General features: G+C 23.1%; 10 protein-coding genes and 1 CRISPR repeat array. Of the genes, 3 read left to right on the forward strand and 7 right to left on the reverse strand.

What is annotated here, in order from left to right; all coding sequences use genetic code 4:
• Positions 1-74: 74 nt before the first annotated feature.
• The 3 genes from FRW55_RS02945 to FRW55_RS02955 form a co-directional block, all read right to left on the reverse strand.
• Positions 75-503, reverse strand: coding sequence for a hypothetical protein (locus FRW55_RS02945; RefSeq protein WP_162848289.1), 429 nt, complete (start codon positions 501-503; stop codon positions 75-77).
• 233 nt (positions 504-736) lie between these two features.
• Positions 737-1,663 carry an MAG4530 family protein gene (locus FRW55_RS02950; RefSeq protein WP_146368660.1) on the reverse strand — a complete coding sequence of 309 codons (927 nt, stop codon included), beginning with the start codon at positions 1,661-1,663 and terminating at the stop codon, positions 737-739.
• Between the two features lie 582 nt (positions 1,664-2,245).
• Positions 2,246-3,100, reverse strand: coding sequence for a hypothetical protein (locus FRW55_RS02955; protein WP_146368661.1), 855 nt, complete (start codon positions 3,098-3,100; stop codon positions 2,246-2,248).
• Positions 3,101-3,522: 422 nt separating this feature from the next.
• On the opposite strand from FRW55_RS02955, the gene FRW55_RS02960 reads away from it, so the two are divergent.
• The 3 genes from FRW55_RS02960 to cas9 all read left to right on the forward strand — a co-directional run bounded on the left by FRW55_RS02960 (position 3,523) and on the right by cas9 (position 9,594).
• Positions 3,523-4,245 (forward strand): hypothetical protein, encoded by a 723-nt coding sequence (locus FRW55_RS02960; RefSeq protein ID WP_146368662.1) that lies wholly within the window; start codon positions 3,523-3,525, stop codon positions 4,243-4,245.
• An 81-nt stretch (positions 4,246-4,326) separates the two neighbouring features.
• Entirely contained in the window at positions 4,327-4,935 is a 609-nt protein-coding gene (locus FRW55_RS02965; protein WP_146368663.1) for a DUF6088 family protein, read from the forward strand.
• 645 nt (positions 4,936-5,580) lie between these two features.
• Positions 5,581-9,594 (forward strand): type II CRISPR RNA-guided endonuclease Cas9, encoded by a 4,014-nt coding sequence (gene cas9 / locus FRW55_RS02970; protein WP_162848290.1) that lies wholly within the window; start codon positions 5,581-5,583, stop codon positions 9,592-9,594.
• A gap of 109 nt (positions 9,595-9,703) precedes the next feature.
• Positions 9,704-10,528: a CRISPR direct-repeat array (repeat unit 36 nt; unit sequence GTCTATACTAACTCAACTTTAACACAACCAAAAAAC).
• Between the two features lie 40 nt (positions 10,529-10,568).
• On the opposite strand, the gene FRW55_RS02975 is transcribed toward cas9, so the two are convergent.
• The 4 genes from FRW55_RS02975 to FRW55_RS02990 form a co-directional block, all read right to left on the reverse strand.
• The gene (locus FRW55_RS02975) at positions 10,569-11,318 is read right to left on the reverse strand and encodes a hypothetical protein (RefSeq protein WP_146368665.1); all 750 of its coding nucleotides are present in this window, start codon (positions 11,316-11,318) and stop codon (positions 10,569-10,571) included.
• Positions 11,318-11,626: a CRISPR-associated endonuclease Cas2 gene (gene cas2, locus FRW55_RS02980; RefSeq protein ID WP_146309140.1), complete on the reverse strand. Its 309-nt coding sequence runs from the start codon at positions 11,624-11,626 to the stop codon at positions 11,318-11,320. Before cas2 ends, FRW55_RS02975 begins: the two co-directional genes overlap by 1 nt.
• Positions 11,608-12,498 carry a type II CRISPR-associated endonuclease Cas1 gene (gene cas1 / locus FRW55_RS02985; protein ID WP_146368666.1) on the reverse strand — a complete coding sequence of 297 codons (891 nt, stop codon included), beginning with the start codon at positions 12,496-12,498 and terminating at the stop codon, positions 11,608-11,610. The genes cas2 and cas1 overlap by 19 nt, the downstream gene beginning before the upstream one ends.
• A gap of 157 nt (positions 12,499-12,655) precedes the next feature.
• Positions 12,656-13,282 (reverse strand): IS1634 family transposase, encoded by a 627-nt coding sequence (locus FRW55_RS02990; protein WP_146368327.1) that lies wholly within the window; start codon positions 13,280-13,282, stop codon positions 12,656-12,658.
• Positions 13,283-13,311: the final 29 nt, after the last annotated feature.

Here is a 13,311-nt window from a genome sequence, read left to right on the forward strand (position 1 = left end):
GATTTTTGCGAATTCTATTCGTGATTTGCTAAATTATTAAAAAATCATGCAATATTTTGCATGACTGTTGTAAATTATAACTTTTTTCTAAAAGTTAAAGTTAGATATACTTTTTGCAATTTAGTTAAATCATTATTATTTTTAATTTTGCTTCTTGATAACATTACAATTAAGTTTTTAGTTATTATTGAGATTGATAAAACGATTGAATTCAAGAGTGAAATAATTTTGTAAATAAGTTGAAAAATGTTTAATTGGTTTTTAATCCCATCAAACTTAACTAAAAAATTATAAAATGAATATAAGTCTGAAAATATAAAAAATGAAAATAGAACTAAAATTAGTATTACATTTCTTTTATCTTTAACGTACTTTTTAAAGTTTTCAATAGGTTTTATAGATGTATCATTGATTTCATCTTGTGCCTCTGTTTTTTTATTATTAAAAGTGAGAAATTTTCAAAATCCAAACGCAAAACCTATATTTTTACCTTTTTTATGCATAATCAATATCATTATTTGAATTAAAAGAAATCAAGCAATGAAAACAAATATTACAATATATGAAAAAATAAATCCAGCTACTATAATAGGTTTGCTTAAATCCAAATTATTTTTTAAAAATATCGTTATAAATAATCCAGTTGTCGTGATAACTGTGTAAAAAATTAAATAAATTAATTTTGCGTAGGTTGATCTCTTATCTTTTGTTAAAAACACTAGTATTCCTTTCCTTATTAATTTTCTTTAAATATAGAAATAAACATCATTTTTCTTATATCTAGAAAATTATCCTCATGTTGTATTTGACTAAAACAGTCAAAATAGATCTTGCAATGTTTATAATTTTTGAAATTCATCTTAAAACTGTTCATATAATTTTTTATTTTTGTAGTATCGTCAAACTTTTGATGTATTTTATGTAAGTCAAGTAGTGTATTATTATTAAATTTATAAAAATCGTCAATAAATAAACTTGGATTATTTATAAATTTTTTTATCTTATTAAGCAAGGTAGTTGTTTTTGTACTTCAAAATATTAATTTGACATATCTTTCAAGTACTTTTGTTTTCTTTTTACTTGCTTTTGTTCTAATTCATGCAATTAATTTATAAAAATTAGTCTTTGAAAGTTCAATTTTAATCGCAGTACTCGGTTTATAAAATCATAAAAATGAAGATGAAATTAGAATAATATCTAAATTTTTTTGTATAGTTCTTTTTCTATATCTTGATAACTTGATACTTAAATCGTTACTTATGATTAATAAATCGTTGAGAACTTTTGTTAATTTTTCTTTGTTTGAATTATTACAAAATAATCTTATTAATTGAAATAATTTACTTATAAAACATCATTGTTTATTAACTGTTTTAATTCCATGTTTTACAACAGTGTATTTCTCGGGGACAACAGAGAGATAAAATATTTCAAAATCTACGGTTTTGTTAAAAATTCCTTTTTGAACAAATTCATCATTTAAATACAGAATTAAATTTTCATTATCATCAAAATTAATATGTTTAACACTTCCAACTGAAATGTAATCAATATCATTGTATTGAAAATTCAATCTAGGAAAATTTAATATGTATGAATAGCTACCTGTAACAGCAAGATTATTATTGGACATTTTTATTAAAAAATCTTTAAGAGTTTTCATAGATCGATTTTATAAAGGAAACAAATTTAAAGCTTATTAATAAATAACATTTTTTTAATTCAGCAATTTTTTTAGGATTATTAAGGCTTCTTTTTGAGTTATATAAAATAATATTTCTAATAAAACTATTTAATAATAATATTCATAAGAATAAATAAATCAAATTAATTCATATAGGTGTCGTAGATGAAAATATTAAAACGCCCCAAAATATTAAAGATAGCAGAATAAACACAAATGAAAATATTAATAATTTGATGCCAACAACTTTTTTGGAATTTACAAACAAAATATAATCATCCGTCCTTCTTAATGTTAAAAGTTGTTCTTTTTTTAGCTTCATATTCTGAACAAATGAAATAGTGTTAACAATTATTTTGTATAAAGTCCATAAAACAAAAATTGATAACAATACTATAAATATAATAGTCAGTTTTTGAGCATCGCTTATCGGATTTTTTAAGTTTGTCAAATAAGTATCATATGAATAATTAATAATTGCTATACACAATATTATTAAAATTACATTAAATATAATTCTGAAAATATTCGTGTGATTTTGTAATTTATTGTTTTTAAACATTAATATACTCCAAAATATTTATCATACTCAGCCCTTTTTAATGCTAATTGTAACTCGTTGTACATTTTTGAAGCGTCAACTATTTCTCTTCTAGTTCATTTAATATGTTCATAAAGTGACCTTTGAACAATATTTCCACTTATTCATTTTTTATATCAAGGTTTATTATAGTAAATAGAATAAGCTTTTTCTTGCAACGCTAATACATTAAATATATTTTCTTTTTTCCTTATTTCTGATGAAAGGGTTCAAATAACGTCATCCTCTGACAAGTCAATACTTTCAAAAAGATTTTTTAAATTTGGAAATACAAAATTTTCTAATACTTTAGCAGATAAATACGTGGAAGCCGTTGCTACTGACCCGGCAAATTTAATATGTGGTTCTTCCACATCCATGAGTGGTGAAAAAAACTCGGAAAGATTGTATAAAAACTCAGTTATTTTTTTCTCATTTTTTTGTATAAGTAATTCATAAAATTCCTTAGCTGTAGAAATTACAAAATTTCTATATTTAATAACATTGCTGACGAACAATTTATTGTAATATGCTAAATCATCTCAATAAGTATTTGACACATATTTGGATATCATTTTTTGTCCTCTTATTATTTTTTCAATTTCACTTTTTGAGCTTCTTAGTCTATTATTAATTACAAACTCTTTGTCCTCAGTTAAAATTGTCTCTTCTTTTATAAATGAGAAATTTAGTATTTTAGAATCTTGAATTATTTCGATAATTTTTTTATAGTCACTTTCTTGTATCTTTTGGACAAAATCTTTAATATGATTTTTAGTAGTTACATCTTTATCATTTTCTAAATTTATATTTCTGTTTTCAATAATATTTATCATAAACCGCCTTTATAGTAATAAATTTAGTTATTAAAAAGTTAATTTAAAGCAAAATTATTACCTAAAATACTAACTTTATACAATAACTAATATAATTATAAATAGTTTTTACAATGTATAGAAACATTTCTATATTTTTGAATTCAATTACCACAATTATGAAACGCTTAATTATTTTTGTGTTCAAAATATTATCAATTACGATATGATTCATAGAAACTTTATAATTATATGAATGAATTGTATTAAATTTAGATAATAGTATTTATAATGCTGTTTTTAATATAGAATATGATTTCATTGTGCAAAATTAAGCCTAATCAGTAAAAAGTGAAATAGATTCGCTTATTCACATCATATGAAAATAAATTTCATTTCTATTAAAACTTTCTAAATTATTTATAATTAAATTAGAGGTAAAAATGAAAAGGAAATTATTTTTTGGTTTGGCATTAAGTCCAACAATTTTAGTATCTCCTTTGGTAGTTTCATGCACAGACACCGAGGAAAAGAAAACTAAAGAAATTAACAAAGAAAACATTGAAAAATATTCTAATTTAGTTAACGAAATCCAATTAGCATATCAAAAATCAAATCCAAATACACCTATTTTTGAAGGAAAAACAATTGTTGATATTTTTACTGAAATGGTAGATAAATTACTTGAAACAACAGGTTTATCAGAACAAGGTGAAGATTTTGTTAAATATACTAAAGAAACTATGACATATAGCATAAATGTTTCAGTTGAAGAGTTCATTCCTTTCATCACAAAGATTGTAGATGAAGCTAAGAAGAATCCAGATGTTGATATTTTAACTATATTTAAAAAACAAGAAAACATAGACTACTGATTAAAAGTTCTTGAAAATGTTGTTAATAAACTTAGAGACTATTCTAAGAAAACTAAGGATAAGCTAATGAATATTATGGTTGATATAGACTTAAAAGTAACGCCCGATGCTTCTAAGAGTCAATTATTAAAACAATACAAAATGTTTTATAACGACTCAAAAATCGATGAGCAATATGACTTAATTCTCAAAAATTATAAAGATGCTGTAAATTTATATTTAAGTAATGAAAATACTGATATTAAAGAAATTATAAACACTTTACTATCATCAATTAATTCAGTAGCTTAGTACATTTCAAGTCTTTATGACTTGATTTTTATTATATTTATTTGCACCGAATATTATATAATTTATGTACAAGGAGATAATATGAACTATAAACAATTAATTAAAGAAAGAATTGATAATTTTAAACGTGATTATGTTTTTATAATTAGTGATTTTTATGATATTACAGGATATGAAACAATAAAGAGCACAATAAACAGACTTGAAAAAGAAGGATATATAAAAAGAATTTTACCTGGTTTGTTTTACAAACCATTCTATGTCGAATTAATAAATGAATACAGTATTCCATCACCTCTAGATGTTGCTAAAGGTATTGCAAGAAAGTATAATTGAAGCATTGCTCCATCAGGTGATACAGCTTTAAACATACTTGGTCTATCAAATCAAGTTGTTGTTAAATATATTTTTATTTCAAATGGAAGATATGCTTCATTTAAATATGACAATTTTGAGATTGATTTCAAAAAAGTGAACAATAAAGATATCAACGATAAATCTTACTTAAGTGCATTGATAATACAGGCATTAAAAACTATAGGAAAAAGAAATATAACAAAAAGACAAATTGAATATTTAAATAAAAAATTTAGTGAGAGTGAAAAAAACTTATTAATGAAAGAATGTAAAACTACAAGTGCATGAACATACGAAATAATTAGACAAATATGTCAGGAAAAATATGTTTAAGTTTAAGAAAATAGATTTAGAAGACTTAAAAACAACAATAAAATTATTTTCTAGGAAAACAAACATTACTCCATTTCAATTAATAATCGAAAACCTGAAAATTTTGGAAGAACAAATACATAAATTAAATAAAAAATAAAGACTTTTTTTGATATAAACTAAAACAACAAAAGTGCACAAATAAATGTCAACTTTTGTTGTTTTAGTTTATAAATGTGTTTATCAAATTTTAACAAACATTAGACCTACTAATTAATTTGTTAATCATCATCTCAACTGAATTAATAACTTCATTAAGTTTTATCTCTTTAGTGAATGGAAATTTATTTTGATAACTTTTTCAAAGTTTTCTAAATTCTTCTTTTTCACTTATTTCTTTTATTATTTCTAATATTTTGTGAAGATTAAATTCCGTCTTTCTATGAAGGAAGGTATTTTTGCGGGTATATTTTTTATTGTTGTTTTAACACTTTAAACCTAACGCAAAATGTATATAAAAGCAACAGTAAAAAAAATGCGTGTGAAAATATAAGCAGAAAAAGGCTTCAAAAGTACAAAATCAATTTCACTTTTGTTCAAAAAGCAATGTTTAATTTTGCTTTCTACTATAATTTAAATATATTAAATTTTTATAGAGAGGTATTTATGGAAAGAAATAATAATTCCGAAATAACACTTGGACTTGATCTCGGTGTTGGTTCAATTGGTTGAACAATATTAAAAACATCAGAAAAAAATGGTCAAAAAACAAATGAGGTTTTAAAAACAGGAGTTGAGCTTTTCCCTGAAGTTAAAAGTGCAAAGGAAAGAAGAGAAAAACGTGGAGCGAGAAGATTAATTAGAAGAAGAAAATTAAAGTTATCTAAATTAAGAACAATGATTATGAATTTTTGTGATGAAAATAACAATAATTTATTTGGATATAAATCAAAAGAAGAATTAGAAAATGATTTATCATCATCTGGTTTTATAAAAATAAATGAAGCTCAAAAAATTTATATACTAGACATAATTGATGAAGAAATGAAGAACATCAATAAACAATATGATAGCAATTTCATTCAAAAACTATTTTTCAACAGTCAAGATTTATCTGGTTTTAATGAATTCCTAAATGAATATAAAAATAATATTCAGCTTTTAAGATTACTTTTTATAAATCTTTTACTTCAAAAGGAATTCGATATTAATAAACCATCTACTAATACTATTTACTTTAGAAAAATAGCAATCAAATTAATCTATGACCTATTCAAAAATAGGGGTGTATTTTATGATATTAAAATTTCCGAAAAAACTGAAAATCCAACTAATATTGAAGTTTTTCCAACATTTGAAAAATTTAAGAAAGATGTATTAAACTCACAAGTCAAGATTAAATGAAATCTTAAATTAAAGGATGATAAATTTAAAGAAGTCTTTTCAAATATAGAATGAAGCAGAGAACTAGAATGAATACTAAACAAAGTATTTGCTGAAAATATTTTTAGTGATTTCAAAGAAAATATAAAGAGCTTATTTAGTTTCACTAGAAAATACAATGAAGGACCTGGTAGTGAAAAAAGTTACAGTACTTATGGAATATATTCAAAAGATGGTGAAAAACTATATAACAACATTTGAGACAAATATATAAAGAAATGTTCTATTTACAATACCATAAATGGTTTTGAAGATTTAAGTGTTGAAGTTATCTTAAGTAATAACTATAAAATCTTTAATACCATTAATAATCTTCAAAATATATTAAATCCTGAAGCCCGTAAATTAATCACTTGTGAAATGTATGAAAATTTAATAAAATATTTAGCTAATATTAAAAAATGAGATAAGAAAGAAGCGAATAAAGAAATAGAACTCAATATAGAAAACTTAATAACGATATTAGGATTAAAAGACAAAAATCTTACAAAGTTTGATTTCTTTGATTATTATTTAAGTGAAACTATTAAAAATGATTTCATTGATGAATCAAAATTAGAAGACTTAGATGCTGATGATACTAAAAAGTTAGAGAAAATAATTGATAAAAACACCTTTAAATTTCCTAAATTCGAATATGCTAATATATTATGCAAATTTCTTGGTTTTAATTTTAGTAATATTGATGAATTACTTTGAGAAAATAAATCTGAAGAAGAATCTATTTTTAGCTATTTTACGTCACTTCTTTGTAGAAATAGTGATAAAGAAAGTAGAAGAATTCAGTTGGAAAAATACTTTGAAGAAAATATCGATAAACTTCTAGTTAAAGAAAAACCTATTAAAAATAATAAAAAAGTAAATGAAGTTATTGCTGCTGTAATAGCATTAAAACCAAAATACGGTAACTTATCAAGTAAGGCAATAAACGAATTCAACAATAAAATTTTAGAAAGAGAAAATAATGAAGAAATTTTAACTTTCTCAAAATATAGAGAAGAAATTATTCAAAGTGTACAAACAAAACCAGACAATATAGATATTGAAGTTTTTTTCAAAACAAAAAATTTAAATGCTACAACTGAAAAAACATTAAGAATAGCTGATAAATTAGTTAGCAAACTATATAAAGATTACAAATTTAATAATATCGTTATCGAAATAGCTCGTGAATTAAATAAAAGTGAAAAAGTTATTAAACAAATTAATAAGGAAAATAACGTATTGATGGAGTTTAATAAATTTCTTTTAAGCAAATACGGAAAAAATAGTAAAAAGATTAAATTGTTAATTGAACAAAACGGAATTGATTTATATACAGGCGACAAAATATTATCTTCATTTGAAAATTTTAATATTTCTATGTTGGATAACTATGAAATTGATCATATTATTCCACAAAGTAAATTTTATGACAGTAGAATGGATAATTTAGCATTAACAAATTCAACTTCTAATAAGAAGAAAAGCAATGAAACTGCATATGATTATGTCAAAAATAATAAATCAATTCTTAAAAAGTGAAATGATTTATATAAAATCAATGAAGAAAAAAATAATCAAAATAAGAATGATAATGTTGATTACACATCTTTTGACCTTTTAAAATCACTAATAAAAGATTGAAAAGAAACCAAAGCCAAGTTACTAATACAATACTTTAAAAACATAAGAAGAAAGAAAATAAGAAATCTGTTAAAATCTGGATATAGAATCGATAATACATTTTTAAGAAGCAATCTTATCGATACACAAACAATAACAAAAACAGCATGCGAATGATTTAAAATAAAATTTCATGATAAAGGTATTAAAATTATTCCATTCAAAGGTTTTGCAACTTCTGCTGTAAGAACATATTCAGGACTTCCATTTAAAGATAGGAATGATAACATTCATCATGCCATTGACTCAACGGTTATTTCAACAACTTATAATAACTCTAAAATATTCAAAGATTTGATAACTGAAGAAAACGTTCTTGGAAAATGAGAATATTATAGTAAGGAAAAAAAGGAAGTTACTAGCGCAATCAAAGAAGCACTTTTAGATGAAGAACGAAAATATAAAGAGGAATTTTTAAATAGGGTTGATTTTAAATATTACCCAGTTATAAAATTTAATAAAAAGACAACTCAAGAAAATATTGTAGCTGTATATCAACAATATCAAAACGATGGAACAAAAACCATTAGAGACTTAAGAAGATCAAGTGATATTAAGGAAATTGATCTAGCCACATTAATCAGTTTTGCAATACAGACATATCATAAATGAAAGAATAAAGAAAATGATGATTTAGACGCTCCTGAATCACTTATAAAAATTTATTTAGATGTTGTTTCCAAAGAAAAAAATAAAGAAAATAAAGAAGATAAATTTTATTTTAAGTGAATTCCTATTTGGGTTAATGATACAAAATTTTTATCGCAAATTAAGGTTATTTATGATTCTTTAATATACTATTTATTAAATAAGTGTAAACATAATAATCATAATGTATCTAATGATTGTGCTAATTTGGTTGACGAATATTCTAGATGTATATCAAAACACAACGGAATAATAAAAGATTCATATATTCAAAATAAGTGATTTGTTTTTATACCTCAAAAATATTTATCAAAAGATTCTAAAGAACTTATAGTGATAAATAAACTAACATTATTTGATAATTCACAAAATAGAAAGTCAAGCGCTTATATAAATTGGACTAAAAAAGATAAGACTTCTAGAATTGGTAATCTAAAAGAAATTGATGAGAATTACTTTGGTATATTATGTATTAAAAATAAAAACGATAATGGCTGAAAACCTATCATTTTGAGATATGATTTTTTAAAAAATGTTAGTGAAAGAATTGAATTAATTAAAATTTTATCAAAAATTGACACTCACATAACAAATAATTACTTTTTACAAAAAATTAATAATTGAATTACCAAAAACATTGAAGGATTTAAAAAGTTTAATTACATCAAAGAAGATGAAGATATACAAATAACCAAAGAAACTGAAGTTATTTATTTATTGAACAAGTTAACTTATATCAGGAAAGAAGAAAAAAGCAACTCTGATAAGTCTGTAGAACAAATAGAAAATAAGAATTTATTTATAATAAAAACGATTGAATATACTGATATTCAGGTAGAATTTTCAACGGTAAGAGAAAAACAAGTCAATTATAAACCAAGATTAAATAGTGTACTAAAAGAATATAAGCGTTGAATTAAGTAAAAATAAATTTATTATTTAATATCTTGCATAAATAAAAATCAAACCACTAAATTTTAATTAGTGATTTGATTTTTATTTATAAACTATTATAAAAACGGTTTGAATTAAAGCCTATACTAACTCAACTTTAACACAACCAAAAAACGCTTCAGATAATTGATTTATATTGCTCTGTGTCTATACTAACTCAACTTTAACACAACCAAAAAACAGGGAAGAGCTTTATTCTTTCAAAACTGAGGTCTATACTAACTCAACTTTAACACAACCAAAAAACTCACTGATATGTCTTATTTATTTTATGAAAGTCTATACTAACTCAACTTTAACACAACCAAAAAACACACTAACTTTAATAAAGTTAATTACTTTTGTCTATACTAACTCAACTTTAACACAACCAAAAAACGGTTTTGCAATTTCAAAACATATGGGACAGTCTATACTAACTCAACTTTAACACAACCAAAAAACGGTTTTGCAATTTCAAAACATATGGGACAGTCTATACTAACTCAACTTTAACACAACCAAAAAACTTACATTAACTGATTTATATAATGAAATTGGTCTATACTAACTCAACTTTAACACAACCAAAAAACATACTAATTTAACAAAAATTGAACCTGAACGTCTATACTAACTCAACTTTAACACAACCAAAAAACGAGAAACACTTTTTGCTATGAATAATCTTAGTCTATACTAACTCAACTTTAACACAACCAAAAAACAATCTTATTATTTTTATCTTTAATAATAATGTCTATACTAACTCAACTTTAACACAACCAAAAAACTCTGGTATTAATTCATTCCTATTACCATTAGTCTATACTAACTCAACTTTAACACAACCAAAAAACCTGTTTCTCCATTCACTTCCCTAGTTGTTGTCTATACTAACTCAACTTTAACACAACCAAAAAACCTCAAAATTTAGTTTTTTGATATAAAAATTATATCATTACTTATTTAATAATTAATTCTTGAATTATATTTCTAATTTTTCTTAGTTCATTTTTACAATTTATTTGAAGAGTATTATGATTCATTTTAAAAGAAGAATCTCTTTTATAAATCTCAAATTTAACAACTTCATAATTTTCTATGTGGAATAAATAGCCATCATTTTCTAAATACACTAATTCTAAATCTGTTAAATTTTCAATGATGTTAAATGCGTTATTAGTTAGAAAAATAAAATTATAATTATTGATATATTCAGATATATCTGATAATTTTATAAAATCTACATTTTTCAGAATAATGTTATTTTTACTCTCAAGCTTAAAATTATTTAATCATTTAATTAAAGTATTTTTATCTATAAATTTGTCTTGATTAAAATCATAAATATACTTAATTATTTTGGAATAATCAGGTAGATAACTACTAAATTCTTCTCCAATAAAATCATTAATGTTTTTATTGTATTTCTCAAGGATTTCTGAATTAAAAATTACCTCTTTAGTTCACTCTAATGAATTAACAATATATTTATATAAAATGTTTTTTGAACTTATTTGATATAAATCAATAAGTTTTGTTAATGGATCAATTACTATAAAATCACTTATTTTAAATTCACTGTTACCTATCTCAATTATTGCATCATCGGAGTGCAATTCTTTTATCAAGTTATCTACGTTTTCAGATTGAATTATTATGATCCCGTTGTAATCATAATATTGGTTTTGAAATTTATTTATCTTTATCATTATAATTTTATATACCTCCCACAGTTATTGATTATTTCATTTTTACTGTAATTGCCTTTTATTAGCTCAATTTCTTGATATTGTTTTTCAGAAAGCAATATAAGTCTCACATTTGCACTTTTAGGTAGAAATTTTGATATTTTTTGTTTTTCAGAACTATATTGTGAGTAAGATGGAATAACTTTTACATAAATGGAATACTGAATCATGTAATATCCATTTTTGATTAAGTTAGTTCTAAATGAATTTGATTCTCTCGAGTTATCATCATAAATGTCATACATTAATATTATTCGCATTTGTCTCATTCTATAAAGTCCGCTATATATTCTTGAAATTCCATTTTTTGAAAATTGTGAATAAAATTACTAATAACTTTTTGAAATTTACTCATTTTGCCATTAAAACTCACTTTTAAGTCTAATAAATCAAACAAAGCTTCTTTAAAGTTCTCAATCTCTGAATTTTTATTTAATACATACATTTTATATACTAGAAAATCAACTTGAGATCTAAAAGGTTCCATCAAATCACAAGCAAGAGCCAAAGGATTCACTTTAACGTTATGTCAAATAGACAATCTATTATCAAGACCGGCAGAAATAAGTGTTCTGGAAATATAACTAAGAAGTATACTGTAGCCATAATTTAATGCTATGTTTATTTTATTTTCTTCCCTTCTATTAAAATTTTGCCCAAAAAGAAGATTAAAATAAACTTTTGCTGCATGTCCTTCTCTATTTGTTTTATCATTTAGTTCTACTTTATCTCTGTATTCTAGAAATTTCTTCTTTTTTTCTTCATCTTCAAATAAATTTAATTCCTGTAGTAAATTAAAGCTATTTTGAATTTTGAGTTTAACAATCTTTGCTCATAATTGATATTTATAATCATTAGTTCATTCTAATTGCTTAACAAATTCATTATTATTGTAATTTCCATTAATTCTTATAATCGATGCTGTTGGCATCATTTTTTGGTCACAAATTATAAAATTTATATCGTTTTTAACAATTTCACTAATCAAGGTTACAGATATATTGCATCTAGGATTATTTAATATTATTGTTTCAATTTGATTTAAGGGTATTGTAATTCTTCCTGTTTGATTTTTTATTAGTAAATTACCAAGAAAAACTGAAATATAATCAGTTAGATTTATCTCAATTACTTTTTTCACAGGTTTAAAATAAAAAACCAACGTTATAAATAACGTTGATCTGCAACTACGGCTGAGGATAAAAACATTACCTGAGTTTCCAAGTTAGAAATAAAAACAGTAAATTTAGCGATTATTTCGCTATTTTTTAAACTTTTTATAAAATCTACATTGTAATTTATAAATATTTAGTTATTAATGTTTCATAGTATCTTAAATTTTCATTTAATTTCCTTGAATTATCATATTCTACAGAAATAACTTCGTTGTTTACTTCTTTACTAATTTTGATTGCTGTTTTAAGAATCTCTATAAATTTCATAACAGAAGTTTTTTCAACTAAACCGCTGTCCTTTAATGCTAATTGATCTAATTGAATAATTGCATATTTAAGCACAACTAAAGCTAAAAAAGATAATAAAACGTATGCTTCTATGTGCTTGTAAGTTCAAACAAACATTGGTCTTAACTCTAAAGTACCTTTAAGAACTCTGAAATTTTCTTCTATTTGTCATTGTTTTTGATAAATTGAAATAATTTCACTTGGGGAAATGTTTAATAAAGATGTTTCATAAATGTAATATCCATCAAATTGTTCATCTTCTTCAATTTTGTCGTAATTCAATTTGTATAAAGTGTCTTCATTAACTTTTTGGAAAAATTTATATTTTTTAATTGAGTTTAAATCAGAAGCTGAAACCATTCCGTTTTTAGCTTTTTTATAGAAGTTATTGACTAAATTTTCTCTATCTTTTCTGTCTTTTGAAGCTCTTGATGAAGAGTAAGAGATAATTCTTCGTCTCACTTTATCGTTTTTTCTACCATTTTGTCAAG

The sequence above is a fragment of the Mycoplasma anserisalpingitidis genome, assembly GCF_007859615.1.
Lineage (GTDB): Bacteria > Bacillota_I > Bacilli_A > Mycoplasmatales > Metamycoplasmataceae > Mycoplasmopsis > Mycoplasmopsis anserisalpingitidis.